Below are 24,747 nucleotides of genomic sequence, written 5' to 3'. Positions count from 1 at the left end.
GTGGCGAGACTGCGGCTTCACAGTAACGATCGTGTCACCGTCAGGGGGCTGGTTTGCGAACTCGACTGGACGACCGTGAAGGGCGCCCCGATCGTATTGTGACCGGTCACAGTGGCGTGAGTTATGGTCGGATGTGCAGGTCAAGTGGGTAGTGCGGGCTCGAGGACCGTGGCCGCCCGCTCGGCCCGGGCGCAGGCGCCGCCCTCGGCCGGGACGCTGTCCACCCGGACCCGGATCAGCCCGCCGTCCTCGGTGGGGAGCACAACGGTGCAGGTGGTCGCGGTATCGGCAGGCCCGGTGTGCAGGCGTTGCCCGGTCCGGTTCCCTAGGGTCACCTCAGTGCGGATGTCCTCCGGGCCGCCTACCTCGCCCGGGGATCCCTCGGTGGTGAACAGGACCCGCACGGCCGCCTCGCCGCTACTCCACCCGCATCCCGCCCAGCCGGTTTCGGTCGCGACATCGCGCCGTGCCGAACCGGCCGGGAACCCGGCATCGCCGAGCAGTCGGGCGGGCAGGGTGCAGGGGTCCCACACGGCGGCCGGATCGGTGGCCTCGCCCGAGCCGCAGGCACCGGCTCCGAGCGACGCGGCGACAACGAGACCACACCACAGCATCCGCGACCGGGCCGGGTGGGCAGGGGAACGGGCCGATAGTGTCATTCCGCGGATGCTAGCCGCGGATTTCCCTGTGCCACAGTCCCTCTGTATGTCCTCACAGCCGCCGCCGCGCCGAGTTCGGGCGGGGCACAAGTGACGGCATTTCCGAATCGCGGCGCGCCACCTTCCCACCATGTGGAAAACGGGCCGCCGGATCGGGTGTACCGGGAATAGCGTGCCTCGGCGGGCACGTTGGCCTGTCTGGTCCGAGGAAAGGGGTGCGCCGGTGGCGGCGGATACCGCGAAGGCCGCCGTCGGGCTCCGTTCCGACCGCGGTGCGATACTCGGCTCGCTGATGCTGGCGACCGGGCTGATCGCGCTGGACTCGACGATCATCGCGACCGCGGTGCTGTCCATCACCGAGAGCCTCGGCGATTTCGCCCAGTTCCCGTGGCTGTTCTCCATCTATCTGCTGGCCCAGGCGGTCACGGTGCCCGTGTACGGCAAAATCGCCGATATGGTGGGCCGTAAACCGGTGATCCTGTTCGGTATCGCGGTCTTCGCCCTCGGCTCCCTGCTGTGTGGTCTCGCGGGCAGCATGTTGTGGCTCATCGTGTTCCGGGCGGTGCAGGGCATCGGCGCGGGTGCTGTTCAGCCGATGACCATGACCATCGCCGGCGATGTGTACACACTCACCGAGCGAGCCAAGGCGCAGGGCTATCTCGCCGGGGTCTGGGCCCTGTCCTCGGTGGCCGGGCCGCTGCTGGGTGGTGTGTTCGCCGACTTCGTCGGCTGGCGATGGATCTTCCTCGTCAATCTGCCGCTGTCGGCGTGGGCCGCCTGGATGTTGTCCCGGCATTTCACCGAGTCCGTCCCGCGGCAGCGATCCCGGCTCGACTATCCCGGCGCGATCCTGTTGACCGCCGGTGCCGGCGCGCTGATCCTCGGACTTCTCGAAGGCGGCCGGGCCTGGGCCTGGGACTCGCCCGCCGGGATCGGGACCTTCGCCGGTGGCGCCGCGGCACTGCTGTTGTTCGTTGTCGTGGAGCGCCGCGCGGCGAACCCGATCCTGCCGCTCCGCCTGTTCACCCGGCGCGTGGTGGTGGCCAGCTCGGTGGTATCGCTGCTGGTCGGCGCGCTGATCCTCGGACTGACCTCCTATGTCCCGACCTTCACCCAGGGCGTGCTGGGCGCGAGCGCGCTGGTCAGCGGTCTGACCGTGGGTGCACTCACCCTGGGATGGCCGATCTCGGCGTCGCAATCCGGCCGGGTGTACCTGCGGATCGGGTTCCGGTTCACCGCGGTCCTGGGGAGCACTCTCGGCTCCCTGGGCGCGTTCGCGATGCTGTTCATCGGACCGGGATCCTCGATCGGGCAGATCGCGGCCACGTGTTTCCTGATCGGCCTGGGTATGGGCCTGGTCGCGAGCCCGACCCTGATCGCCGCGCAGACCGCCGCGACCTGGAGCGAGCGCGGCGTGGTGACCTCGGCGAACATGTTCGCCCGGTCCATCGGCAGCGCGGTGGGTGTCGCGGTGTTCGGGGCGCTGGTCAATTCACGGGTCGGCGATTCCGGTGTACCGGATCCGGCGGCGCTGGCCGACGGGGTGCATCTGGTGTTCGTGGCGGTACTCGTCATGACCGTCACGATGGTGGGTGCGTGTGCCCTCATGCCGGGCCGGTCCGGTTCCGGCCGGTAGCGGCCCGGCATCGGTGCGACCCGCCTCGCTGCCGAGGCGGGTGCGCCTATTCCTCGTTGCCGAGGTTGTGCGGCAACCCGTCGCTGCCGAGGACCTCCACCCGTTCCCCGGCATCGAATTCGATCACCTGGTGCACCCGGGTTTCGCCGACCGGCCCGAGATCGGCGAGCACGATCTCACCGCGCTGGGCGATCGATTCGACGATCGCCTCCAGTGGTGTGCCGTCCGGACCGGCGATCCGGATCCGGTCGCCGATTTCGAGGGTGTCGGCGCGTACGCCGCTCTGGGCGAGTTGCGGGCGGTACACGCCGCAGTAGGTGCGGCCGGCGGCATCGCCGACGCCGCGCTGCGCGATCGTCCACCACACCGGTGCGCACCCGGCGCCCGCGGCCCGGCGGTGCCGGCGCAACACCCGATCGCGACCGGCCTCTGCGGCATCCCGGCTCTCGTGCACCGACACATGCCGCCGCACCGGTGCGCTGCGATGCCGGACGGTGCCGGCCGCACCGTCGACGACCAGCACCCAGCCCGCGGACAGGTCCTGATCCCGCGCCGCGTTCACCCGTTTGGCCAGGGCCTGGCCGGGCGTCGCACCCAGCCGATCGGCGACCTCGGCGATGTTCTCGGCCAGGCCGAGCGCCCGCAGGAAGCCGGCGACCTCGATCTCCGCCGTGCCCAGCCGCTGGGCCAGCACGGGCATCGGCGTCCGTTCGCGCCACGCCTGCCGCGCGAGATGTTCGTGCTCGGTGAGCCACAGCGCGGACGGACCGTGCCGATGCTGATCCACAACGACCGCCCACCAGTCCCAGCCGGGTTCGGTGGCCAGCCTGTCGCGGATCCAGCCGGCCCGGTCACCGGCGCGCACCTTCTCCTCCGGCGGAACGAAATGGCGTAAGGCGGCCCGGACAGCGGATGCGGTCCGGCCCAGTTCGGCGGCGATTTCAGTCAGCCCCTTACCGGCCCGGAGTTCCGACACGATGGTCCGATACTCCGATTCCCGCCACGACGCCCCGTGCTGGCGTGGCGGCAGCAGTTGTTGTCCGAATTCACTCATCACAGAACCCCCGGTTCCGATGCGCCGGAGAGCTGTTCGTCCGGCCCGTTCGGTGGCCGAACCTCGCTCTCCGACTGTGTCCTACCTGCACGATTTTACTGCGGGGGTACGACAGAAAACGGCCGCGCGGCGCCGCGGTGAAGGGTGTCCCGCGCGCTCACAACGCTTCCGGCGCAACCGAATCGAATGTCGCGCGGCAATCCGCGCACCCGGCCGTGCGCCGCCGGGACGGCAGCGACACGGCCGAGTCCTGCTGTCACGGAGTGGAATAGCCGATCAGCGCACCGATCCCCGCACCGATCGGAATGGTGACGAGGGCACCGACACCACCGAGGAAGAAGCCCAGCACCGCACCGATTCCGCCACCGATCAGCGCACCGATCCCGGCGTTGTGCATCTTGCGCGCTTCGGCACCCGGATCGGCCACCAGCTGGGCGATATGCTGACCGGCCGGAGTCGCGGCGTCGGGGGTGACGGTCAGCGTGCGGCCATCCGCCGAAATCGCGGCCGCCAGCGGGGCGGTGGCGCCCGCGGTCGCCACCCCGAGCGGCAGCGTGGTGAGCGTGCGACCGGCCGGATCGGCCAGTGTGACCGCCGCACCGTCCGCGGTGAGCCGGAAGCTACCGGCATCGAGTGTGGTGACGATCGAGGTGCCCGCCTCGTTCGGCGCCACGATATACCCGACACCCTGTTCAGTGCCCCGGACCGCCACTTCCGCGGTCTGCGTATCGGCCTGCGCGGTGCCCGTGGCGATTCCGAGCGCGCCGATGGAGAGCAACGCGGTGGCCGCGATGTGCTTGATTCTCATGGTGTTCCCCACTTGATCTGCCGGTGCTCAGCACCGGCGGTCCCCAGAAAGCCGGATCTCGGCCCGGAACCCATTCTCGAGGAAGGGGTTAGGGCAAGCAATGCTTTCGCCCGAATCGATGTGCGCTAGCCGGGTATTCCGACCTCGTCGGCGGTCTTGTCGTTGCGCAGTCCCCGCCAGCTGGGGTGGCGGAGGCCGTCACCGGTGTATTCGCGGTATTCGATATCGGCGACGAGTACCGGATCCACCCAGTGCACCACGGTGGGGCGGCCCCGGGCCGCTGCCAGTGTGAACAGGGGGTCTTCGCGGGCGATTTCGCCGAGGCGGGCCCGCAGTGCGCGCCGGCCGGCCTGGGTGAAGCCGGTACCGACGTTGCCGAGATGCACCAATTGCCCGGTGTCGTCGTGGCCGGCCAGGACGAGTGATCCGAAAGTCGGATGCATCGCGCCGGTGCCCGAGGTCCAGCCCGCCACGATCGCCTCGGTCGTTTTGCGTAGCGGGGTCTTGATCCAGTCCCGGGACCGACGGCCGGGAAGATACGGAGAGTCGAGGCGTTTGGAGACGATGCCTTCGAGGTGATTGTCCCGGGCGGCGTCTATCAGTTGCTCGGCGCCGACACCGAGCCAATACGGCGGGGTCTGCACCGGGCTCGTCGTGAAGTCGAGCTCCTGCAGCCGGTCACGGCGGTCCGGATACGGCAGGCCGGTAACGTCCGCGCCGGTGTCGGTGAGGACATCGAACAGGAACAGTTGTACCGGTACGTCCGCGATCAGCGCCCGGCTCGGGCGGGCAACGTGCATCCGGCGCTGCAACCGCGCGAACGAGGGAGCGCCGTCAGGGGTCTGGGCGATGATCTCGCCGTCGAGTACCAGTTCCCGGTTCTCGGCGTGCGTGGTGAGGGCGGTGGCGAGTTCGGGGTAGGAGTCGGTGATCTCGCGCTGGTTGCGGCTGTAGAGCCGGCACACCCCACCGGAGCAGACGATGATCGCGCGGACGCCGTCCCATTTCATTTCCACCGCCCACTCCGGATCGTCGGGTGGGCGGCCCGCGACGGCCAGCATCGGAGCCGGCGGCCGGGCGGGGGTCAGAAGCCGGCGGTTTCGTCGACGATCTCGGCGCCGGTCGCATGCGCCTGGACCGAGGCGATGCCCTGCTCGGCCGAATCCTTGCTCTCGTAGACCCGGCTCGCGGCGATGATCTCGCCGTCACCGGCCTTGAGCCGCCACCGGATCATTCCATCCGAGTCGGTGAACAGCACGAACTTGCCCGCCATGCCTGCCTCCGCTCCAGAAAGCTGGATAAAGCCCGGTCGGGCGCAGAGTACGGCCCACGACCGCAGATTCGGTACGGACACGCGGAGCTGGAGTGCGGTCGGCGTCGACTCGTGACCCCGAACGCTGTCAAACGTCGAGAATATGGGGTAGCCCGGCCCGGAACCGGTCCGCGTCGAGTTTCTTGGCGCCCTCGAACGCCGGCAACGCGACCAGCGGGAACACCGGGGCGTGCGGGGCGGGATCGCCGGCGGTGTCGATGATGGCGTTGGCCGCGCTCCGTCCCGATTCGTTGGCGCTTTCCATGGTGGCCAGGTCGATATGGCTGCGGACGTGGTCGCCGCCGAAGAACAGGTTGGGAATGGCGCAGTGCGCGGTCGGCCGGTTGTCGTAGGAGCCGACGGTATTGACCAGGAGCGGGGTCTCGTTGTGTGTGGTGCCGCCGGACCAGCTGATACCCGGGTCCAGATGCCAGGAGTGGACATCCTCGTCGCGCAGCCAGCCGGTGCCCGTGTTCAGCCACATTTTCAGTTGCGCCCATACTTCGGCGGCGATCTCCGCCGCGCTGCACTGTTTGGCCGGGCGCCGGTGCAGGATGCCGGGCGTATCCCAATCGGAGATATCGACCGAAAAACATTCCTGGACCGAACCGTCGCCGTACTGCCCCGGGAAATCACCCACCCACATCGGGGCCTGACGCAGTGCCGTGAGCGCCCACGGCGAGCCCAGGGCGGCGATATGCCCCTCCGGGATATCGGTGGGGCGGCGCAGGTAGTACTGGATGCCGACCATCCAGTCGGTGATCAGTTCCCGCATACCGGCCAGCTGCGGGTCGGCGCCGAGGATCTGATCGTCGAGCAGCGGAACGGTTTTCTCCACCGGCATGGCGCAGACGTAGTAGTCGGCGATCACCGAGGTCGCGGTGCCCTGCCCGTCGGTCACCGTCACCGAATCGATCGTGCCGCCGGTGTAGGAGAGCCGGTTCGCCCGCTGTCCCATGACGAACCGGACCCCGCGGGCTTGCAGGTAAGCCACCCAGGGGTCGATCCACGCCGCGTTCGTGGGCCGGTTCAGGATCCGGTCCACGCCGCCGGAGAATTCCGGGATGAGCCCGGTCCCGGCGAGCACCAGGGCCTCGCCGATGGTGCCGATGGTGCGTGCCGAACTCAGATGCGGTTTGGCGGCCACGGTGATGCGGGTGAGCGCGTTGACCAGGTACGCCCGGTAGGCCGGGGATTTACCCTCGGCGCGCATGATCTGTTCCCAGGTCAGATACTCCCACTGGCCGAAGCGTCGTTCGGTACTCGAGGTGAACCACATGAGCATCTGCTTGCCGAAGAACGCCAGCTCGTGCGGTGGCAGTTCCGGAATGAAGCCGAATGCCCCGACGATGCTGTTCTGCAGGCGTTCCGGGGTGAGCTGGTCGAGCGCGCCCACCTCCACCGGCGCGAAAATGGGTGGTTTGTCGCGGAAGCCGGCCACGGTGCCCTCGACGCGGATCAGATTGTCCAGGACGCCGTTCGGGTTGCCGGGGAACGGGATACGGCGCATGGTGTCGGGAATGTTCTGGTAGCAGCCGGGGAAGAAGCGGAACCCGTGCTCGCCGGGCAGATCGGCGCGGCCACCGGCTCCGGTCCCGGGTACGCCCATACTGCGCGCCTTACCGCCCAGATAGGACGGCTCGTACACGGTCACCCGGAAACCGCGTTCGATGAGTTCATGGGCGGCCGACAAGCCCGCCATGCCGCCGCCGAAGATCGCGACGTTCTTCCCGCCGGTGCGTAGGCCCGGAGTTCGGCGCCGAGGTGGTGCCGCGGTCGCCGCGGCGGATCCCGCCGCCACGATCGCGGCGCCGGCGAGGGCGCCGCGCAGGGCGGTACGGCGGTCGATCGAGGCTGACTTCTTCGGCAGCTGATCCGACATGGGGCTCTCCTGGTCAAGCGGTGGCGGACGGTGGGGCCGGGGGCGCGGCGGCGCGCAGGGTCGTGCAGGAGGTGTGCCGTTCGCGGGCCGAGGACGCGATCTCGTGGACCAGGTCGCGGAGCACCGGTGCCGGGTCGCGGCGGTGGTGCCACAGGGCGCCGGCGGTGAGTCGCGCCATCCGCGCGGGCGTGTAGAGCTCGGCGGGTCGTCTGGTGCGGGAGAAGATTCCGGTGGTGATCGCCGCGAGATCCGGATCCGCGGTCGCGGCGCGGTACAGCTCGATCTCGAGCGGGCTCATCGCCGTACCGCGGGCGAGCCGGTTGGTCCAGTGGTAGATCTCCCGGCATTCTCGCACGCGACGTTGTTCCCAGGCGGCGAGGGCGCGGTCCAGTCGCGGGGGGTCGTGGAGGACCGGGGCGACGTCCTCGGCCAGGAGGCGGCCGTAATGCAGAGCGTCGCGGATGCCCTGGGCCGTCACGGGATCCTTGAAATGGCCGGCGTCGCCGGGGAGGGCCCAGCCCGGACCGCTGGAGCGCCGGAAATACGAGGTGATATCGGTGGCCGAGCGCACCCGGCCCACCTGTTCGCAGCCGCGGAGGCGTTCGCGCAGCGGCGGGATGCGGTCGAGCGCGGCGGCGTAGCGGCGTTCGGTATCGCCGGGCCGGAGTGTGCCGGTTTCGGCCGGCGGCTGCACCAGGCACAGCAGGAGGCCGTCGTCGCAGGGGAAGGCGGTGCCGAGATCGGCCCCTTCGCGCCACTGGGCGGCGGTCGAGCGCCAGTCGGTGGAACGGTCCCGCCAGTACGCGAAATAGCAGTCCCGGCCGCTGGGTTCGGATTCGTACGGGGTGTCCGCACCGGCCAGCCGCGCCACGGTACTGCGGCGGCCGTCGGCGCCGACCACCAGCGCGGCGCGGATCTCCACTGTCCGGTCGTCGGGTCCGGTATAGCGGACGCCTGCGCAGCGCGCACCGTCCCAGACCAGCTCGGTCACCCGGCAGCGCTCGCGTATTTCGGCGCCCGCCCCGGCGGCGGTGCGCACCAGCGCGTGATCGAGGCCGGTGCGGCGGACACACAGGGTGTAGTCGATACCGTCGACCTCGGGAAACGGTGTCTCGATGGCGTTTCCGGCACCGGCGGCGAAGGCGTGGGTGAGTTCGGGGGCGCCGAGGCCGGTGACCGCGTCGAGGGCACCCAACCGAGACAGTTCGGCGACACCGGCCGGCCAGAGCAGATGGGTGGACAGCGTGTCCGAGGGAAACCGGGCGCTGTCCAGGGCGATGACGTGGCGTCCGGCTCGCGCCAGCGTGGCTGCCGTGGCGGAACCGGCGCAGCGAGCACCGACGACCACGACGTCGGCCCGTTCGACCGTGGCGGGGGAGTCAGCCATTCGAACCGCCTCGGTCATCGAGTCTCGGACAGTGTGTCCGATTGATGGTGCGGTGTCCGGGTTCGATTGTCAACCATCTGAGCGGCACTGTCCCGCACAGTCTTCCGCGCGGGCATCATCGAGCTCGATGACGAGACCCGGCGAGGCGCACCGGCTCGAGTGAGACGGTCGGCGACCGCACCGGCGGCGGGGCGCGGGCACAATGGGGCGCATGGACCCAGCGACCCGGCACTCAGGACAGCGGTCGAGCGATACGGCGGTCGGCGCATGCCCTCGCTGACCCGCGCGCCCCGCCCCGCCCGCAAACCGGACGACGACCGCCGGGCCGAATTCGAACAGCGGGTGCTGCGCGCGGTCGAGGATCTGCTCGCCGACGGCACGCCGTTCACCGAGATCGCGGTCCAGAAGATCGCCGCGACCGCCCAGGTGGCGCGGTCCACCTTCTATCGGTATTTCCCGGACAAGAGTCAGTTGCTGATCCGGATGGCCGAATTGGCGACCAGTGATCTGTTCGCCGCCGCCGAGCGCTGGTGGGCCGCCGAGCACACCGATCGCGAGGCGGGGGTGCGCCGGGCCATGAGCGCGATGATCGAGGGCTTCCGCCGGCATCGCTACCTGCTGCTGGCCCTGAGCGAACTGTCCGCCTACGACCGTGATGTCGGCACGTATTGGCGCGGGCGAGTCGCCGCGTTCGTCGAGTTGATGCGGGTCCGCCTCGAAGCGGACCGCGCGGCCGGCCGGGTGGCGCCCGGACTGGATCCCGCCGCCACCGCGCTGGTGCTGGCCGCGATGGTGGAGCGGTCCATCAGCACGGCGTTCGCGATGCACACCGGGATCTCCGATGCCGATCTGGCGACCGCGCTGGGCCGCTCGATCTGGCTTGTCGTCTACGGTGATGCCCCCGCCGGTGGCCGCCGGGCCTGACGGCGGGTGGGTTATCCGGCCGCGGGAATGTGCTCGACCAGCCGCCGGGCGGCCAGGACCACCGCGGCCCGTTGTTCGGCGATCCGCCGGGCGGGGCCTTGACCGGCATGGACCGCGGTGCTGCGGGCCAGTTCGGTGAGCATGCGCAACAGCGTCGGGGCCGCGATATCGGTGGTGATCGTGCCGTCCCGCTGGCCGCGCCGGATCTCGGCCAGTTTGGGATCGACGGTGCGGCGCAACACCTGCTCGATCCGTTCGCCGGCCGGTTCCAGTTCGGCCCAGGCCTGGAGGCGGGCGTTCTCCGGGTGCGCCAGGTAATGGTCGAACAGGCGGCCGACATAGCCGGGCAGGTCGTCGGCGCGCAGAGCGGTTTCGGCGGTGGTCTGCGCGGTCCACTGTTCGGTGACCGCGGCATAGAGCTCGGATTTGCCGGGGAAATAGGCGTAGAGCCGGTCCTTGCTCGCCTGAGCGGCCGCGGCGATCCGATTGATCCGGGCGCCCGCGGTGCCGTATTCGGCGAACTCCGCCTTGGCCGCCGCGAGGATTCGCTCCCGGGTCGCCTGGCCTGCCGCACGCATACGCGGATCCTATCTTGCCGAACCGGATGGTTCGGAACTATGGTCTGGATTGCCGAACCAGATGGTTCGCCGAACCGGTGGATGGGACAGAGTATGAGCGCGGACAAACCACGGTGGCAGCAATTGCGGGAGCAGGCCGAGGGCGTATCGGCCGAGGACCTGGACGATCTGTGGGCGCGGCTGCGGCCGGCGCGCGCCGAGGAGATCCTCGGCGAATGGCGGGGTGACGCCTTCCAGACCGGCCATCCGCTGTGCCGGGCGCTGCCCAAGAGCCGCTGGTACGGCAAAACCTTCCACGCGCTCGGCGACGCCAAACCGTTGATCTGCCGGGCCGAGGACGGCACCTTGTTCTCCGATGTCGAACTCGGGCAGGGCGAGGCCACGCTGTGGAATATCGAGTTCCGCGGCGAGGTGACCGCGACCATGGTCTACGACGGCCGCGCGGTGTTCGATCACTTCAAATGGCTCGACGACACCACCCTGATGGGCATCATGAACGGTCGCCCGGAACTGGTCCTGGCGGGTGGCCAGTACTTCTACTTCCTGCTCGAGCGGGTGTAGCGGTGCGGACCACGGCCCTGTTGTCCCGTGATCCGGCCGCACCGTTCACGGTGGAAACCGTCGATCTCGACGCGCCGCGCGCCGACGAGATCCTGGTGCGCATCCGCGCCGCGGGCATCTGCCACACCGATCTGGTGAACCGGGCCGCGGGCAAGGCCGACCGGCCGGTCCTGCTCGGTCACGAAGGCGCCGGGATCGTGGCGGAGGTCGGCGCGGCGGTGACCTCGGTCGCGCCCGGCGACCATGTGGTGCTGACCTTCCGGCACTGCGGAACCTGTCCGAATTGCACAGCGGGCCGCCCCGCCTACTGCCGGCGCTCGACCGCGCTCAACCATTTCGGGCGCCGCGCCGACAAGTCGCCGCGGGTCACCGTGGACGGTACAGCCGTGCGGGACGGTTTCTTCGGGCAATCCAGCTTCGCCGGATACGCGCTGGCCACCGCGGACAACGCCATCGTCGTCGACCCCGGCACCGACCCTGCGGTCGCGGCCTCCTTCGGTTGTGGATTCCAGACCGGCGCGGGCGCGGTCCTCAACGCGCTACGTCCGGAAGCCGGTGCGTGGCTGGCGATCTACGGCGGGGGAGCCGTCGGCTCGGCGGCGCTGCTGGCGGCTCGGACGATCCCCGATGTCCGGACCATCGTGGTGGAAACCGCCACGGCGCGTCGTGATCTGGCCGGGGAACTGGGTGCCGATCATGTCCTGGACCCGGCACACGCCGATATCGTCGCCACCATCCGGGAGCTCACCGGCGGCGGCGCCACCCACGCGCTCGATACGACCGGTATCCTCGCTGTCCTGGCCGACGCGTTCGCGGCGCTCACCACGGGTGCGACCGTGGTCGCGGTCGGTCTCGGTGCCGGGGTCCCGCCCATCGATGTGCGCGATATGGTGTTGCAGGGCAAAACGATCCGGGGCTGCCTCGAAGGTGACGCGGAACCGGGCACATTCATTCCGCACCTGCTCGACCTGCACGGTCGCGGACTGCTGCCGGTGGACCGGCTGGTGACCCGTTTCCCGCACACCGAGATCGAGGCCGCGCTGGCCGCGCAGCGCGCGGGAAGAGTGGTCAAACCCGTCCTGACCTGGTAACCCGCCCGCCGGGTACCCGGCCCAGGTGCCGGGTACCGAGGTTCGGCTCTCGGACACCCACCGGCCGAAAACCTTTCGGGTGGGGAACACTCGGTGTTTCCCTCGTCCAGGAACCCTGCAAGGATCGGTCATCGGGGCGATGATCGCCCACGACCCTGCGAGACCGGTCACGGCACCGGGGAAAGGCGGCCGCAGTGACCGATATGCCGATCCGCGACTACATCGCGGAGTTCCTGCGCACGCACGGCGATCTGGAGATCGACACCATCCCGCCCGACGCGACACTCAACGATCTGGAGCTGGATTCGCTCACCGTGCTGTCGATCATCGTGCTGGTCGAGAAGAAGTACGGCCTCCAGGTGCCCGAGCAGGAGGTGATCGCCGCCCGGACCTTCGCCGACCTGATGACCCTGGTGGGGATACCGGTGGCGCCGGCCTCCTGATCCGGGACACCCGGGAGTTGGTCCGGTGCACGACGAGCCGGACCGAACAGCGGGGAAGGCACCACCGCCGGATCGGGTCGCCTCGGGCGGGACCGGGAACCGGGCTACCGGGTTGCGCCGCCGGGCGTGACTGTGATCCAGCTGTCGGTGTGTTGTCACCGGCCGGTTACGGGGTCGCCCCGACGAAGCTCGCCGCCGCCCCGGCTGCCGATCGGCTGCAGTGTGGCGACACGACCGCGTGTCACATCGATGACACGCCGCGATTTTCGGCGCCGACCAGACAAATTCGGCGCGTCTCCCGACATGACGGCCACGAGTGCGCTTCAATATCCGGTCGGGTCCAGCTTTACGGAAACGGCATTCGTCCGCCACCGGATACATCGGCATCCGAGAGGGGCACGACCAGATGAGCATGATCCTCACCGCACTGCAGGACGGCGTACCGGCGTTGCACGAGAGCTACACCGTGCTCGCCCAGCTCGGCAATCCCACTCCGGAACCACCGCCTCTGTCCGACAAGATCACCCAGATGACCCAGTACCTGACGTGGTTCGTCCTGCTGTCCGGCGTCACGTCGATCGTGTTCGGGGGCGGCAAGTTCGCCTGGGAGAAGTGGAACGGCGGGACGCTGACGGCGCCGAAGCAGATCGCCGGCGCGATGATGGGCGGCGCGGTCGCCACCAGTGCGGGGACGATCATGAACGCCGTCATGGGCGGCTGAGCGGGCGCCGGTGGGCCGTGCGCTCACCGGGATCGTGACCCGTGCCGACGGCGTGAGGGCTGTCGTCACCGGGCACGTTTTCGAGGGAGCCCGATAGCCCGGGTTCGATAATGCGCCCGACCCACGCATGCGAGTCTGTACCCGGTCGGAGTCGTGGGCGGGGTGCCTCGTAACGCGCCCGCCGCGGCATTCGGTGTGCATGCACCCGCCCGGACGGCGACATCGGGCTGCTACATTCGGCCCGGTGCAGTCCGGCCCGGTGCGAACGCTCATGCGGTGGCTGCTGCCTGCTTTTCTGGCGGTGGCGGTGCTGGGCATGCATCACCTTCCCGCGGCCGGTCCCGGCGATCGTGCCGCCCACCACCAGGTAGTTCCGTCGCCGGACACGACCGCGGGCCCGGTGGGCGAACGCTCCGGCTGTTGCCGCTCGTCGTCGCCCGCGGCGGAGCCATCGGACGACGTTCCGGGCGGTCACGGAGCCGGTCACGAACTGCTGCATCTGTGCCTGGTGATCTTGACCGCATTGGCCGGAATCGCGCTGGTGTTGTTCGCCCTCGTCCGCGGCCCGGCGTGGTCGGTCTCGGCCGCGGAGACCCCGCGTCCACCACCTGTCGTCTGCGCGCGACCCCCGCCGGCCCACTCTCGTCGCCTGGCCGCCCTGGGTGTGCTGCGGCTGTGACGGACGCCCGCCGGGCCCGGTTGTTCCGGGCCGCGGCGCTGCTCCGTCCAGTCGCAACGAGCCAACTCCCAGGAGAAAACATCATGAACAGCAAATCTCTGGCCGGCACCACCTTCGCGCTCCTCAGCTCGGCAATCCTTCTCACCGCCTGCGGTGACGATGCCGGCGAGCACGGCGATCATCCGGCGACCGGCGGCGGAACCACCTCGGTGGCCGCCGGCCCGGCCACGACGCCGGTGAACGGCGAACACAACGAGGCGGATATCCGTTTCGCGCAGGAGATGATCCCGCACCACCGCCAGGCCGTCGAGATGGCGGCGCTGGTGCCGTCGCACTCGACCGATCCCGGGGTGCTGGATCTGGCCGCCCGGGTCCAGCAGGCGCAGGATCCCGAGATCGCCGCCATGACCGGCTGGCTGGAGGCGTGGGGCGCCGCGGTGCCGGAGGGCACCGGCCATTCCGGTATGGATCACGGCAGTATGCCCGGCATGATGAGCGCGGAGCAGATGGCCGAACTCGAAGCGGCCCAGGGCGCGGAGTTCGACCGGCTGTGGCTGACGATGATGATCGCCCACCATGAGGGCGCGGTGCAGATGGCGCGCACCGAGCTGGCCGAGGGCACCGACCCGCAGGCCCGGGCGATGGCTCAGCAGATCATCGACACCCAGCAAGCGGAAATCCAGCAGATGCAGGCCATGCTGGAAGCCTGACCGGTGTCCGGTGGTCCGGTACCGCACCATAGCGGTGCCGGACCACCGCTATTCCGGGCGTAGTCGCCGAGTCCGCCTCAGGACCTGCACCGCGCCGACCACAAGCGTGGAGCGGCCGGTGAGCGTTGGTCCGCTGGACGCCACTGTGAGCGCTTCCGGGACGGCGGGCTCGGCGGCCGGTCATCGGCTGTCGTGCGAGGCGAGGCCCGCCAGGGCGGCGATCGGAGCCGTCAGGGCGGCGGTGTCCAGGGTGGTATCGCTCGACAACGCATGCAGCAGTGTTCCGTCGAGGTGCACCGCGAGTGCCCGGGCGGCAGCGGTGCCGGTATAGGGGGTGAGGATGTCGACCAGGCCCTCGAACCAGACCCGGGCCAACGGGCGCAGTTCGGGATGCCGCGTGGCGGCCAGGTAGAGCTCGTTGACGGTGAGCATCTGCTCCGGCCGGGCCAGGCAGTCGGCGGTGAGCGCGGCGAGGGTTGCGGGCAGATCGTCGCCGGCGGCCAGTTCCCCGGCCCACTCCGCCAGCGCCGCCCGGGTGGCCGCGGCCGTCTCCGCCAGCGCCGCCTCGGTGAGATCGGACAGATCAGCGAAGTAATAGGTGGTCGATCCGACCGGGACACCGGCCTCGGCAGCCACCAGACGGTGGGTGAGTCCGGCGATCCCGTAGCGGGGGATCAGGGCGCGGGTGGCGTCGAGGATGCGCTGACGGCGGTGCGGATCCCGGGGTGTCAATGCGCGCCCGCCAGGTTGAGCGTGACCACCCCGGCGACCACCAGGGCGACCCCCGCGATCTTGGCGGCGCTGAGCGATTCACCGAGGAACAGCGCGCCGACGATGACGATCAATGTGGTGCCCAGGCCCGACCACAACGCATAGGCGAACCCGACCTCCATCCCGCGCGCGATGGCCTGGGCGAGGAGGACGAACGCGATGGCGTAAGCGCTCAGCGACGCAACCGTCGGCCAGAGCTTGGTGAAGCCTTCGGTGGCTTTGAGCAGGCTGGTTCCCACGATCTCGGCGACTATCGCCATACCGAGCATTACCAGTGCCATGACCGGTCCCTCCAAAGTGTGTACGTTTGTCCATGGACAAACGTACACACTTTCGGGTGGTCGGGTACCGTCATGGAACGCGCCGCGTCAGAACGGCGATAACGACATCGTTGCGGACGCCACGGTTGAGTTCGGTGACGGTGACCGGGTCCCAGCCGTGTGGGCCGAGTACCTCGGCCGCGGCCATGACCTCCCTGACTCCTTGCACTGTGTCGCGGTAGTCGAGGGATCGGACTGTCAGATAGCGATACGGATATCCGCGCAGGTCCACCTGGTTGTGCAGGATAGCGGTCGCGTTGACGATGGGATCCATAGAAGGTGCCGTCATCCCTCCACAGTAGGAGGACGGTTCCAGATGCGTTGTGGGACATGGTGAAACTGCCGCTGCCCCTACTACGAGAACCTTCCTGCGGAAACGCCCGTTTTATCCGGCGTCGCTGCGGCGGTTCCGGGTGAGCAGGAACAGGATCACGAGAACTGCCGCGCCCAGCGCGAACACGAGCCGGCGGTCGGCGGAGATTCCGGCGGCCGCCATCAGATCGATGGGTTCGGCGCCGGGGCGGGGCGTGATCGGCGTCGGTGCGGCCGGGCGGGGGCTCTCAGCGGTGGGCTCGGGGGTTGCGGTGGTTTCGGGTTCCGCGGCCCCGGGTGCCGAGGAGGTGATCTCTGCGGCGAGATTGTCGGCGAAGGTGCCGATGAGGGAGCCGGCCACATCGGCGAGCGCGCCGCGGCCGAATTGGGCGGGTTTGCCGGTGATCGCCAGGTCGGTATCGACGAAAACATCGGTGATACCGCCGGATTCGACCAGCCGGCAGGTGATCACCGCCTTGGCGGTGCCGTTACCGCGGGTTTCCCGCCCGCCGCCCTCGAGGACCGCGATCTTGGCGTCCGCGTCCTGGGACAGGATCTTGATGACGCCGTTGTAGGTGAGCCCCACCGGCCCCAGTTTCACCTTGATCTTTCCGTGGAAATCGTCGCCGTCACGCGAGGTGAGCGTGGCGCCCGGGACGCACGGCGCCAGCCGCTCGAGGTCGAGCAGTACGGGCCAGGCGTCGTCGGCGGGGACGGGAATCTGGAAGGTGTTCTCGAGTTTCATACGCGGTCCTTGGCTTCGGTGTGCCGGTTTCAGGCCTGCGGGGTCGCGGGTGCTTCGGCGTTGATCGTGGTGGCGGCGTCGCGGACGGCCCGGATGATGCCCTGGTAGCCGGTGCACCGGCAGACGTTGCCGGACAACGCCTCGCGGATCTCGTCGTCACCGGGGTCGGGGTTCTCCGCGAGGAACGCGGTGGCGGAGACGACGAAACCCGGGGTGCAGAAACCGCATTGCAGGCCGTGGTGGTCCCGGAATGCCTGCTGCACCGGCGAGAGCCGGCCGTCCGGGCTCGCGAGACCTTCGACGGTTGTCACCTCGGCGCCGTCGGCCTGTACCGCGAAGACGAGGCAGGCGCGCACCGCCGCACCGTCGAGCAGCACCGAACAGGCGCCACAGACACCGTGCTCACAACCGAGGTGAGTGCCGGTGAGACCACAGGTCTCGCGCAGGTAGTCGGCCAGGGTGCGCCGCGGTGGAATCCGGTCTCGCCGCCTGACCCCGTTGATTACCACCGAGATCTCGATATCAGTCATTGCTCGCCTCCTCTACCGCGCGGGTCCAGGCCCGCGCGACCATAACCGCCCCGATCCGGCGCCGGTACTCGGCGGAACCGTGGATATCGGCGGGAACAGAGTTCAGTGCCGCGGTCGCGGAGCGACCGACTGCCGCCGGATCGATCTCGGCGATCGGCCGGCCGATCACCTCGGATTCGGCTGTGGCGGCGCGCAACGGGGTCGGTGCGAGACCGAACAGCCCGAGCGCGACCTGCTCGACCCGGGAGTCCGCATCCAGCCGCACCGCGATCGCGGCCCCGGCCATGGCGAAATCGCCGGCCCGGCGGGCGAATTCCTCGATCGCGAACCCGGTGCGTCCGCGCCATACCGGGAAGGTGATCCCGGTCAGCAGTTCATCGGGTTCCATGGCGGTGCTCCACATCCCGGTGAAGTAGTCCGCCGCCGCGATATCCCGCCTTCCTCGGGGGGACAGGGTGTGCATCCGGGCGTCCAGGGCCAAGGCGACCACCGGGTATTCCCCGGCCGCGTCGGCATGGGCGATCGCGCCGCCGATGGTGCCGCGGTTGCGGATCTGGAAGTGCCCGATGAGCGGGGTTGCCCGGTGCAGCAGCGGTACCTCGCGGCGGATCTCGGGGGAGCGGCCCACGGCGGCGTGTGTGGTTCCGGCGCCGACCCATACCGAATCGCCGCGGGATTCGATACCGCGCAGTTCGTCGAGGCGGCGCAGATCGACCAGATGATCGAATACGGCGAGTCGCAGGGCCAGCATCGGGACGAGGCTCTGACCTCCGGCGATGATCTTGGCTTCGTCGCCCAGATCCGCCAGCAGCGCTACCGCCTCGTCCGCGGTGGCGGGGGCGTGATAGTCGAAGGCCGCGGGTTTCATGCTGTCACCTCCGGTTCGCCGCTCGCGCGGGCCGCATCGATCATGGCCACGATCCGGGCCGGGGACAGGGGGAGCCGGTCGATCTGGATATCGAACGGCGCGAGCGCGTCGGCGACGGCATTGAGTACCGCGGGCGTCGAGCCGATCGCGCCGCCCTCGCCCACGCCCTTGAATCCACCCGGGCCGGAACTCGGGGTTTCGACATGGCCGAGTTCGATCACCGGAACCTCGGTCGCCGTGGGCAGCAGGTAGTCCAGGAACGTGGTGGCGACGGGGTTGCCGTCGTCGTCGTAGGCCAGATGTTCGAAGAGCGCGCCACCGATGCCCTGGACGGTGCCGCCGTAGATCTGGCCCTCCACGACATTCGGGTTGATCATCGGTCCGACGTCCTCGCTGACGACGAACCGCAGTAATTTCACGTGACCGGTCTCGATATCGACCTCGCAGGTGCACACATGGGTCGCATTGGCCCAGATCATCATCTGATCGGCACGGTGCCGGCCGGTCGCCTCCAGCCCCGGTGTGACACCCGCCGGCAGGAGTTCGGTCTGGTAGTACGCGATATGGGCGATCTCGGCGAGGGAGAGGGATTTATCCGTCCCCGGGACCCCCGCGCGGCCGTGTGTGAACTCGATGTCCTCGACGGCCGCGCCGAGCTGGTCGGCCGCGATGGCGATGATCCGCTCCCGCAGGATTCCCGCGGTCTGCGCGATGGCCCCGGCGGCCATGGACCCGGACCGGCTGCCGTTGGTGCCGCCGCCCTGCGGTGCCACCGCGGTATCCCCCTGGATGGTCTGCACATCGGCGATATCCACGCCGAGCGCGTCGGCGGTGAGCTGGATGGCGGTGGTCTCCAGGCTGTTACCGGCGGATCCGCCCGACAGATAGACGTTCACTTTGCCGGTCGCCGAGATCCGGATGGTGGCACCCTCGGTACTCAGGAACGGGGTGCTGCCGGCGGTCGGCTCCACGTATGTGCAGGTTCCGACACCCAGATAGCGGCCCTCGGCGCGGGCCCGGGCCTGTTCGGCGCGGAAGGCGTCGTAGTCCAGGATCTGCAGTGCCTGTTCGAAGGTCTCCAGCGGGGAGGCGTCGGAGTAGGGCATGCCGTTCGGGTTGGCAACCGGCATCTCCTTGTGGCTGAGCATATTCCGCCGCCGCAGCTCCACCGGATCCAGGCCGAGCCGGCGGGCCGCGGTGTCCAGCAGCAGCTCGCGTGATACCGATTCGAATTGCCAGGGACCGCGATAGGCAACCCGGCCCACTGTGTTCGAGTAGAACGAGGCGGTGCTGAACCCGGCCTCCGGTACCCGGTACGGCCCGGGGAACAGCATACCGACCGCGATCGACGAGGTCAGCGGCGACGGGATCGGGTACGCGCCCACGTTCTGCACATGTTCGAGGGTGGCGGCCAGGATGCGGCCGTCGTCGTCGAAGGCCATGGCGACTTCGCCGTGCTCGTGGCGGGCCGCGCCGGCGGCCATCAGATTCTCCTGCCGGTCCTCGATCCATTTCACGGCATTGCGCAGGGTGCGGGCGGCGAGCATCACGCAGGTTTCCTCGCGCTGCGGCGCCACCTTCTGCCCGAATCCACCGCCGGTATCGCGGACGATGACCCGGACCCGGTGTTCGTCGATCCCCAGCAGGCGGGCGCAGAATCCGCGTACTTCGTGCGGTGACTGGGTGGAGGTCCAGATCGTCATCTCGCCGGTGGGTGCGGTCCATTCCGCGATCACCCCGCGGGTTTCGAGGGGGACCGGGGCGTAGGCCTGCTGGTGGATCGTCTGGCGCACCACATGGGGGGCGGCCTCGAAGACCGGGGCGAGGTCGGCGGGCGCGCGCCCGGCGAGGCCGCCGGCGGAGTTCCCTGGGTGTTCGGCGTGGACGAGTTCGGTTGCGGTGCCGGCGGTTTCGTAATCGACCACGGGGTCGAGCGGATCGTAGTCGACCACGACCAGTTCGGCGGCGTCCTCGGCGATGTACCGATCGGCCGCGATCACGAGAACCACCGGGTCGCCGACGAATCGCACCTCGCCCTCCGCCAGTGGCGGCCGCGGAACTTCCGGGAAACCGGGAGTGTCTAGGGCGTAGGAGATCTCGGTGAGGAGCGGGTTCAATTCGGCGGCCGTGTAGACGGCCACGACACCGTCGAGCGCGGTGGCCTCGGAGCAATCGATTCCGGTGATCCGGGCGCGCGCCAGCGGACTGCGCACGAAACAGGCGTGCACCATGCCGGGCCGGGTGACATCGTCGACGAAGGTGCCCGCCCCGGTGAGCAGGCGCAGATCCTCGACCCGGGGGACGCGTGCGCCGACCGCTGTCGTTTTCTCGGTTGTGCTCATCGTCGGCTCCGTTGCGTCGGGGTAAGGGGTGTGACGCTGCGAGACAGCCTGATTCGACCCATCCGGCCGTTCCTCCGTTCGCGGGGTGTCGCGGGTGCCGGGGCGCCCGGAACTGTGTGCGGCCCCCGGGTTCGCCGCACCGGCGTTCCTGGTCGGCGGCACGGGGGTTCCGGGGTCCGGCACGCCGATGCTGAGCACTTGTTTAGCATCGGCGCGTCAGCGGTGTCAATACAGCATATGTCGTCTTCAAGAATTCCAATGTCGATTTGCGGAAGTGATATTCTCGCATGTTGTCCGTGGTTTCCGAATGCCGCTGCGACGAGGAGGTGGAGTATGCGCGATCTGGCCGCGCACCTGGCCGGCTGGCACGCCGAGGGTATCGAGTACGCACTGGCGACCGTGGTGGATATCCGCGGCAGCGCACCGTTACCGCTCGGTGCGAGTATGGCGGTGGACACCTCGGGTGCGGTCCGCGGCAGCCTGTCCGGCGGCTGCGTGGAGGGAGCTGTGTACGACCTGTGCACCGCGGTGCTGGCCTCGGGTGTGCCCGCCCGGCAGAGCTTCGGATTCAGCGATTCCGACGCGTTCGCCGTCGGTCTCACCTGCGGTGGCGAACTCGAAGTATTCGTCCAGCGGGTGACCGCGGCCGATTTCCCGATCATCGAGGCCGCCCTGTACTCCGCCGAACCGGCCGCGCTGGCCCGCGACCTCACGACCGGGGCGATGATATCCGTGACTGCCGGCTCGGCGCTGTGTGCCGGTGGTGACCGGCCGGAGTCGGTGATCGCGCAGGCGCGCGCCATGCTGTCGCAGGGTGCGACCGGCGTATGCGCCGTCGGATGCGACGACTCGGTCCGGGAGGTGTTCGTCGCATCCTTCGCCGCCCCGCCGCGGATGATCGTGTTCGGCGCCAACGTCTTCGCCGCCGCCCTTTCCCGGGTCGGGCGGCTGCTGGGCTACCGCGTGACGGTCTGCGAGGCCCGGCCGGCCTTCGCCGACCGGGCGCGGCAACCGGAAGCCGACGAAGTCGTCGCCGACTGGCCGCACCGCTATCTCCGCGACACGGAGGTGGATTCGCGGACGGTGCTGTGCGTCCTCACCCATGATCCCAAGTTCGATATTCCGGTCCTGGTGGAGGCGTTGCGGCTACCGGTCGCCTATGTGGGCGCGATGGGGTCGCGCCGCGCCGATGCCGAACGCCGCGCCCGGCTGCGCGAGGCCGGTGTCACCGCGGCGGAGCTGGCCCGGCTCCATTCCCCGATCGGGCTCGAACTGGGCGGTCGCACCCCGGAGGAGACAGCGGTCGCGATCGGTGCGGAGATCATCGCCCTGCGTCACGGCGGATCGGCGCGCTCGCTGTCGGACACCACGCGACCGATCCATGCGCCGGAGCGGGCATCCTTCGCGGAGCCGGCGCGTTCCGGTGATCACCGGATCAGGTCCTGCGGGGTGTCCACGTCGTCCGGGGAGCCGGTGTCGTCACACGGAACATACTGAACCAGTTCGGGATTGGCGGCCAGGAACTTCCGTGCGCCGATATCGCCGACCGCGGTCGCCGCCACCGCCGCGAAGTGCTCGGATCCGATCAGGACCGGATGCCCGGGCCGGTCGCCGTAGGACGCCATCGCCACACGCCCGCCGCACTCGAGGAGCCGGCGCACGGCTCCGGCGCCGAGCCACGGCATATCGACCGGGACCACCACCGCGGCCTCCTCGCGCACCGCGCGCAAACCGGTCACCAGGGAGGAGCCCATTCCGCCCGCCCATTCGTGGTTGTGCACGACGGTCGCCCCGTCCACCCGCAACGTCACCGCCCCCGAGACCACCAGCACCCGCGCGCATCCGCCGTCACGCAGCAGGCGTACCGCGCGATCGACGAATCGTTCGCCCTCGAACAGCACCTCCGCTTTGGGCCGGCCGAAGCGGCGTCCGGCGCCGGCGGCGAGTACCAAACCCGCGGCTGCTGTCCGTGGCATCGTCGCATCCCCGTCCGCGTCCATGGTCTCGTGTCTACTCCTGCGGTAGATCGATTCCCAGCAGGGCTGCCTGGACCTGGTGCAGCCGGTCGACATCGCCTCGGAGGCCGGTCACATTGTCGTGGTACAGGAATGCTTCCCCCAGCCGCACCAGGGAATACGCGAGCAGGGAACGTTCCAGCTGCGGTACGTAGCCGTCCTGTTCCTCGGCGCGGGTGATGAGACGCTCCACCGCGACCAGGATGCGGGGCTGGACCGGGCCGTCGCTGGACGTGAGAATCCGCAGGCCGGCCAGGGGTTCGTTCTCGAAATAGCGGCGGAACGGCTCGTTACCGGCCATCCAGCGGTTCACCCGGTCGAGTACCGTCAGGATGCGCCGGGCGCCGGCGTCGCGGCGGCGAGCGTCCGCGCGTTCGATGAGCGATTCGAATTCTCCGGCGAGGACGGCGCCGAGCACGCCGTCGCGGGAACCGAACCAGCGGTAGATCGAGGCGCGGCTCAGTTTGAGCTGGGCGGCGATGGACTGGACATCGACCCGTTCGCCGGCCAGGAACGCCTGCCGGGCCAGGGCGACGACTTCTTCGCGGGTGGCCGAGGCCGGGCGGCCGGGCGGTCGGGAGGTGCGGCTGGCTGTGGTCACCCCATTACGATACACACAATTACTCGTGTATCTAAAGCGCTATATCGGCCGACGTCCGGGCCTCGAGTGTAGAGCTCATCGCGCCGGCACGGTCACCGGGGACCGCGCGGACCAGCGCCCGCCTTCCCGGCCGACTCGAACCGGATGCTCGAACGTCGCGGAAATACTTGCCGTGGTGATGATTTCGTCGGCCGGACCGGAGGCGACGGTTCGGCCGACGGCAATGAGCAGCGCATGAGACGTGGTGGTCGGAAGTTCCTCGAGATGGTGGGTCACCAGAACGGAAGCGAGATCGGGACGGGCGCGATCGAGGGCGTCGATCGTCTGCAGCAGCTGTTCGCGAGCGGCCACGTCCAGGCCGGTTGTCGGCTCGTCGAGCAGTAGCAGGCGCGGCGCGGTGATCAGCGCGCGAGCGATCAGGGTGCGGCCCCGCTCACCCTGGGACAGGGTGGGCCACCGACGCTCCGCCTTGTCCGCCATACCGACCGCGTCGAGCGCGGCGGTGGCGGCGGCGATCTCCTCCGGTCGTGGCGACCAGCGCATCGGGAGGTCCACCGAGCCGGTGAGTCCGGTGAGCACGACCTCACGCACCGTCAGCGGCGACCGCAGCGGATGCCGCGGATTCACATGACCGATCGAGCGCCGGAGTTTCTGCAGTTCCACTCGCCCGAGCTGTTCCCCGAGGACCCTGACGGTTCCGCCGGTGGGGTGGGTGAGCGCACCACAGAAACCGAGCAATGTGCTCTTCCCCGCCCCGTTCGGGCCGAGCAGTGTCCAATGCTCGCCGGCGCGCACGGTCAGCGATATCCCGTCGAGGATCTGATTGCCGTCGCGTCGGAAGGTGACGTCGGTCAGCTCGAGAACAGGGGTATTCACGGTGTTTCCTTCGGGCGTGGGCCACGATCCTGCTTGGTTGCGGTGTGCTGCTTTCTTCGGACCCGAATCGTTCACGCTGTTGTGTCGGCACGTGAGCGCGGGCCCTGCGTGGTTACGCTGCGATACCTCCTCCGGGCCTGACGCTCACGCGAAGGCCCCCTTGATCGCGCGGAGGTGGGCCCGGCTGTGCGCGGCCGCGCGTTCCGGATCGCGGGCGGCGATCGCGTCGGCGAGCAGAACGTGCGCGGCGTGGTCCTCGCCCGGTGCGGCCATCGGGCGGATGTGCAGCATATCGATCATGGCGGTCCGGGAACGGGGGAGGAAGGTGTCGAACAGCTGGGTCAGGATGTCGTTGTGGGCGGCCACGATCACGGACCGATGGAACGCCGTATCGGCATCGACGAGTTCGGGCACCGTCCGGCTCTCGGTGGCTCGCACCGCGAGGGTCCGCCGGATGGCGCGCAGATCGGCCGGGGTGCGCCGCTCGGCGGCCAGTGCGGCCGCTTCGGCCTCGATCGCGATCCGCGCCTCGAGCACCGAGGCGATGGTGGCGCGGCGCAGAACGATATCCCAGTCCTCGGGGATATCCAGTGCCGTCACGAAGACGCCCGCGCCCTGCCGGCTGGCGAGCACACCTTTCCCCGCGAGGACGCGTACGGCCTCGCGCAGCGTCGACCGGCCCACGCCCAGTTGGGCGGCCAGTGTCGTTTCGCCGGGTAGCCGATGCCCGAGCGGCCATTCGCCCGCCCGGATCCGGTCGAGCAGGAGATCGGCGGCTTGCTCGGCCAAGGGGTGGCGTCGCACCTGAGTAACCATCTGAACCTCGCTACTTGTCTGAGGAGTCGTGTACAGTCTGCCATATGTCGCAGCAGCTTCTCCTCGGCCGCCACGGCGGGGCCTGAACGATCGGCCGCCCCGCCGT

Annotated in this window: 28 protein-coding genes; 9 read left to right on the top strand and 19 right to left on the bottom strand. The window is 69.4% G+C overall.

Translation table 11 applies throughout. From position 1 onward, the window contains the following. Positions 1-140: 140 nt before the first annotated feature. Positions 141-659, bottom strand: a complete 519-nt coding sequence (locus ACIA75_RS26725) for a DUF3558 family protein (protein WP_397108638.1) — start codon at positions 657-659, stop codon at positions 141-143. A gap of 223 nt (positions 660-882) precedes the next feature. Between ACIA75_RS26725 and ACIA75_RS26720 the strand changes: the two genes are divergently transcribed. Continuing rightward, positions 883-2,295 (top strand): MDR family MFS transporter, encoded by a 1,413-nt coding sequence (locus ACIA75_RS26720; protein WP_397108636.1) that lies wholly within the window; start codon positions 883-885, stop codon positions 2,293-2,295. A 46-nt stretch (positions 2,296-2,341) separates the two neighbouring features. Here ACIA75_RS26720 and ACIA75_RS26715 read toward each other — a convergent pair whose 3' ends face one another. The 6 genes from ACIA75_RS26715 to ACIA75_RS26690 form a co-directional block, all read right to left on the bottom strand. Next, positions 2,342-3,349 carry a hypothetical protein gene (locus ACIA75_RS26715; protein WP_397108634.1) on the bottom strand — a complete coding sequence of 336 codons (1,008 nt, stop codon included), beginning with the start codon at positions 3,347-3,349 and terminating at the stop codon, positions 2,342-2,344. A gap of 256 nt (positions 3,350-3,605) precedes the next feature. Further along, on the bottom strand, positions 3,606-4,157 hold the full coding sequence (locus tag ACIA75_RS26710; protein WP_397108632.1) for a hypothetical protein: 552 nt from the start codon (positions 4,155-4,157) through the stop codon (positions 3,606-3,608). A 125-nt stretch (positions 4,158-4,282) separates the two neighbouring features. Beyond that, positions 4,283-5,218, bottom strand: a complete 936-nt coding sequence (ligD, locus tag ACIA75_RS26705; RefSeq protein WP_397108630.1) for a non-homologous end-joining DNA ligase — start codon at positions 5,216-5,218, stop codon at positions 4,283-4,285. Between the two features lie 23 nt (positions 5,219-5,241). Further along, on the bottom strand, positions 5,242-5,430 hold the full coding sequence (locus tag ACIA75_RS26700) for a YegP family protein (protein WP_397108628.1): 189 nt from the start codon (positions 5,428-5,430) through the stop codon (positions 5,242-5,244). A 127-nt stretch (positions 5,431-5,557) separates the two neighbouring features. After that, entirely contained in the window at positions 5,558-7,351 is a 1,794-nt protein-coding gene (locus tag ACIA75_RS26695) for an FAD-dependent oxidoreductase (RefSeq protein WP_397108626.1), read from the bottom strand. Between the two features lie 13 nt (positions 7,352-7,364). Continuing rightward, positions 7,365-8,738, bottom strand: coding sequence for an NAD(P)/FAD-dependent oxidoreductase (locus tag ACIA75_RS26690; RefSeq protein ID WP_397108624.1), 1,374 nt, complete (start codon positions 8,736-8,738; stop codon positions 7,365-7,367). A gap of 267 nt (positions 8,739-9,005) precedes the next feature. Here ACIA75_RS26690 and ACIA75_RS26685 point away from each other — a divergent pair, with 267 nt between their 5' ends. Beyond that, positions 9,006-9,662, top strand: a complete 657-nt coding sequence (locus ACIA75_RS26685; RefSeq protein WP_397108622.1) for a TetR/AcrR family transcriptional regulator — start codon at positions 9,006-9,008, stop codon at positions 9,660-9,662. A gap of 11 nt (positions 9,663-9,673) precedes the next feature. On the opposite strand, the gene ACIA75_RS26680 is transcribed toward ACIA75_RS26685, so the two are convergent. Further along, complete coding sequence (locus ACIA75_RS26680; protein ID WP_397108620.1) at positions 9,674-10,240, bottom strand: TetR family transcriptional regulator; 567 nt, start codon at positions 10,238-10,240, stop codon at positions 9,674-9,676. A 93-nt stretch (positions 10,241-10,333) separates the two neighbouring features. Between ACIA75_RS26680 and ACIA75_RS26675 the strand changes: the two genes are divergently transcribed. The 6 genes from ACIA75_RS26675 to ACIA75_RS26650 all read left to right on the top strand — a co-directional run bounded on the left by ACIA75_RS26675 (position 10,334) and on the right by ACIA75_RS26650 (position 14,445). Further along, positions 10,334-10,801, top strand: coding sequence for a DUF4334 domain-containing protein (locus tag ACIA75_RS26675; RefSeq protein WP_397108618.1), 468 nt, complete (start codon positions 10,334-10,336; stop codon positions 10,799-10,801). A gap of 2 nt (positions 10,802-10,803) precedes the next feature. Further along, positions 10,804-11,892 (top strand): NAD(P)-dependent alcohol dehydrogenase, encoded by a 1,089-nt coding sequence (locus ACIA75_RS26670; protein WP_397108616.1) that lies wholly within the window; start codon positions 10,804-10,806, stop codon positions 11,890-11,892. 203 nt (positions 11,893-12,095) lie between these two features. Next, entirely contained in the window at positions 12,096-12,335 is a 240-nt protein-coding gene (locus ACIA75_RS26665; RefSeq protein WP_397109110.1) for an acyl carrier protein, read from the top strand. Positions 12,336-12,741: 406 nt separating this feature from the next. Then, complete coding sequence (locus ACIA75_RS26660; protein ID WP_397108614.1) at positions 12,742-13,056, top strand: hypothetical protein; 315 nt, start codon at positions 12,742-12,744, stop codon at positions 13,054-13,056. A gap of 244 nt (positions 13,057-13,300) precedes the next feature. Continuing rightward, positions 13,301-13,735 carry a hypothetical protein gene (locus tag ACIA75_RS26655; RefSeq protein WP_397108612.1) on the top strand — a complete coding sequence of 145 codons (435 nt, stop codon included), beginning with the start codon at positions 13,301-13,303 and terminating at the stop codon, positions 13,733-13,735. A gap of 83 nt (positions 13,736-13,818) precedes the next feature. Then, positions 13,819-14,445: a DUF305 domain-containing protein gene (locus tag ACIA75_RS26650; RefSeq protein ID WP_397108610.1), complete on the top strand. Its 627-nt coding sequence runs from the start codon at positions 13,819-13,821 to the stop codon at positions 14,443-14,445. A gap of 180 nt (positions 14,446-14,625) precedes the next feature. Here the strand turns inward: ACIA75_RS26650 and ACIA75_RS26645 are convergent, their stop codons facing one another. The 7 genes from ACIA75_RS26645 to ACIA75_RS26615 form a co-directional block, all read right to left on the bottom strand. Continuing rightward, the gene (locus tag ACIA75_RS26645; RefSeq protein ID WP_397108608.1) at positions 14,626-15,177 is read right to left on the bottom strand and encodes a TetR/AcrR family transcriptional regulator; all 552 of its coding nucleotides are present in this window, start codon (positions 15,175-15,177) and stop codon (positions 14,626-14,628) included. Then, positions 15,174-15,497 (bottom strand): DMT family transporter, encoded by a 324-nt coding sequence (locus ACIA75_RS26640; RefSeq protein WP_397108606.1) that lies wholly within the window; start codon positions 15,495-15,497, stop codon positions 15,174-15,176. Before ACIA75_RS26640 ends, ACIA75_RS26645 begins: the two co-directional genes overlap by 4 nt. A 70-nt stretch (positions 15,498-15,567) precedes the next feature. Then, positions 15,568-15,825 carry a hypothetical protein gene (locus tag ACIA75_RS26635; RefSeq protein WP_397108604.1) on the bottom strand — a complete coding sequence of 86 codons (258 nt, stop codon included), beginning with the start codon at positions 15,823-15,825 and terminating at the stop codon, positions 15,568-15,570. 96 nt (positions 15,826-15,921) lie between these two features. Next, positions 15,922-16,593 (bottom strand): SRPBCC family protein, encoded by a 672-nt coding sequence (locus tag ACIA75_RS26630; protein ID WP_397108602.1) that lies wholly within the window; start codon positions 16,591-16,593, stop codon positions 15,922-15,924. A gap of 29 nt (positions 16,594-16,622) precedes the next feature. Then, entirely contained in the window at positions 16,623-17,123 is a 501-nt protein-coding gene (locus ACIA75_RS26625) for a (2Fe-2S)-binding protein (protein WP_397108600.1), read from the bottom strand. Beyond that, complete coding sequence (locus ACIA75_RS26620) at positions 17,116-17,991, bottom strand: FAD binding domain-containing protein (protein WP_397108598.1); 876 nt, start codon at positions 17,989-17,991, stop codon at positions 17,116-17,118. The genes ACIA75_RS26625 and ACIA75_RS26620 overlap by 8 nt, the downstream gene beginning before the upstream one ends. Next, entirely contained in the window at positions 17,988-20,333 is a 2,346-nt protein-coding gene (locus ACIA75_RS26615; RefSeq protein ID WP_397108596.1) for a xanthine dehydrogenase family protein molybdopterin-binding subunit, read from the bottom strand. Before ACIA75_RS26615 ends, ACIA75_RS26620 begins: the two co-directional genes overlap by 4 nt. Before the next feature lie 333 nt (positions 20,334-20,666). Here ACIA75_RS26615 and ACIA75_RS26610 point away from each other — a divergent pair, with 333 nt between their 5' ends. Then, entirely contained in the window at positions 20,667-21,830 is a 1,164-nt protein-coding gene (locus ACIA75_RS26610) for an XdhC family protein (protein ID WP_397108594.1), read from the top strand. Here the strand turns inward: ACIA75_RS26610 and ACIA75_RS26605 are convergent. The 4 genes from ACIA75_RS26605 to ACIA75_RS26590 form a co-directional block, all read right to left on the bottom strand. After that, positions 21,761-22,309 carry an NTP transferase domain-containing protein gene (locus ACIA75_RS26605; protein ID WP_397108592.1) on the bottom strand — a complete coding sequence of 183 codons (549 nt, stop codon included), beginning with the start codon at positions 22,307-22,309 and terminating at the stop codon, positions 21,761-21,763. The two genes, ACIA75_RS26610 and ACIA75_RS26605, sit on opposite strands and share 70 nt — an antisense overlap. Before the next feature lie 34 nt (positions 22,310-22,343). After that, the gene (locus ACIA75_RS26600) at positions 22,344-22,949 is read right to left on the bottom strand and encodes a QsdR family transcriptional regulator (RefSeq protein ID WP_397108590.1); all 606 of its coding nucleotides are present in this window, start codon (positions 22,947-22,949) and stop codon (positions 22,344-22,346) included. A 75-nt stretch (positions 22,950-23,024) separates the two neighbouring features. After that, complete coding sequence (locus tag ACIA75_RS26595; protein WP_397108588.1) at positions 23,025-23,825, bottom strand: ABC transporter ATP-binding protein; 801 nt, start codon at positions 23,823-23,825, stop codon at positions 23,025-23,027. Positions 23,826-23,969: 144 nt separating this feature from the next. Further along, on the bottom strand, positions 23,970-24,641 hold the full coding sequence (locus ACIA75_RS26590; protein WP_397108586.1) for a FadR/GntR family transcriptional regulator: 672 nt from the start codon (positions 24,639-24,641) through the stop codon (positions 23,970-23,972). Between the last annotated feature and the right edge of the window lie 106 nt (positions 24,642-24,747).

This window comes from Nocardia sp. NPDC051750, assembly GCF_044453135.1.
Lineage (GTDB): Bacteria > Actinomycetota > Actinomycetes > Mycobacteriales > Mycobacteriaceae > Nocardia.
The sequence above is the reverse complement of the archived record's forward strand: the minus strand, read 5'-3'. Positions and strand labels throughout refer to the sequence as shown.

What these genes read in the sequence shown, in the direction of transcription:
- ACIA75_RS26725 (WP_397108638.1), bottom strand. Translation starts at nt 659, where the DNA reads ATGACACTATCGGCCCGTTCCCCTGCCCACCCGGCCCGGTCGCGGATG.
- ACIA75_RS26715 (WP_397108634.1), bottom strand. Translation starts at nt 3,349, where the DNA reads ATGAGTGAATTCGGACAACAACTGCTGCCGCCACGCCAGCACGGGGCG.
- ACIA75_RS26710 (WP_397108632.1), bottom strand. Translation starts at nt 4,157, where the DNA reads ATGAGAATCAAGCACATCGCGGCCACCGCGTTGCTCTCCATCGGCGCG.
- ligD (WP_397108630.1), bottom strand. Translation starts at nt 5,218, where the DNA reads ATGCTGGCCGTCGCGGGCCGCCCACCCGACGATCCGGAGTGGGCGGTG.
- ACIA75_RS26700 (WP_397108628.1), bottom strand. Translation starts at nt 5,430, where the DNA reads ATGGCGGGCAAGTTCGTGCTGTTCACCGACTCGGATGGAATGATCCGG.
- ACIA75_RS26695 (WP_397108626.1), bottom strand. Translation starts at nt 7,351, where the DNA reads ATGTCGGATCAGCTGCCGAAGAAGTCAGCCTCGATCGACCGCCGTACC.
- ACIA75_RS26690 (WP_397108624.1), bottom strand. Translation starts at nt 8,738, where the DNA reads ATGGCTGACTCCCCCGCCACGGTCGAACGGGCCGACGTCGTGGTCGTC.
- ACIA75_RS26685 (WP_397108622.1), top strand. Translation starts at nt 9,006, where the DNA reads ATGCCCTCGCTGACCCGCGCGCCCCGCCCCGCCCGCAAACCGGACGAC.
- ACIA75_RS26680 (WP_397108620.1), bottom strand. Translation starts at nt 10,240, where the DNA reads ATGCGTGCGGCAGGCCAGGCGACCCGGGAGCGAATCCTCGCGGCGGCC.
- ACIA75_RS26675 (WP_397108618.1), top strand. Translation starts at nt 10,334, where the DNA reads ATGAGCGCGGACAAACCACGGTGGCAGCAATTGCGGGAGCAGGCCGAG.
- ACIA75_RS26665 (WP_397109110.1), top strand. Translation starts at nt 12,096, where the DNA reads ATGCCGATCCGCGACTACATCGCGGAGTTCCTGCGCACGCACGGCGAT.
- ACIA75_RS26660 (WP_397108614.1), top strand. Translation starts at nt 12,742, where the DNA reads ATGAGCATGATCCTCACCGCACTGCAGGACGGCGTACCGGCGTTGCAC.
- ACIA75_RS26650 (WP_397108610.1), top strand. Translation starts at nt 13,819, where the DNA reads ATGAACAGCAAATCTCTGGCCGGCACCACCTTCGCGCTCCTCAGCTCG.
- ACIA75_RS26640 (WP_397108606.1), bottom strand. Translation starts at nt 15,497, where the DNA reads ATGGCACTGGTAATGCTCGGTATGGCGATAGTCGCCGAGATCGTGGGA.
- ACIA75_RS26635 (WP_397108604.1), bottom strand. Translation starts at nt 15,825, where the DNA reads ATGACGGCACCTTCTATGGATCCCATCGTCAACGCGACCGCTATCCTG.
- ACIA75_RS26630 (WP_397108602.1), bottom strand. Translation starts at nt 16,593, where the DNA reads ATGAAACTCGAGAACACCTTCCAGATTCCCGTCCCCGCCGACGACGCC.
- ACIA75_RS26625 (WP_397108600.1), bottom strand. Translation starts at nt 17,123, where the DNA reads ATGACTGATATCGAGATCTCGGTGGTAATCAACGGGGTCAGGCGGCGA.
- ACIA75_RS26620 (WP_397108598.1), bottom strand. Translation starts at nt 17,991, where the DNA reads ATGAAACCCGCGGCCTTCGACTATCACGCCCCCGCCACCGCGGACGAG.
- ACIA75_RS26615 (WP_397108596.1), bottom strand. Translation starts at nt 20,333, where the DNA reads ATGAGCACAACCGAGAAAACGACAGCGGTCGGCGCACGCGTCCCCCGG.
- ACIA75_RS26610 (WP_397108594.1), top strand. Translation starts at nt 20,667, where the DNA reads ATGCGCGATCTGGCCGCGCACCTGGCCGGCTGGCACGCCGAGGGTATC.
- ACIA75_RS26605 (WP_397108592.1), bottom strand. Translation starts at nt 22,309, where the DNA reads ATGCCACGGACAGCAGCCGCGGGTTTGGTACTCGCCGCCGGCGCCGGA.
- ACIA75_RS26590 (WP_397108586.1), bottom strand. Translation starts at nt 24,641, where the DNA reads ATGGTTACTCAGGTGCGACGCCACCCCTTGGCCGAGCAAGCCGCCGAT.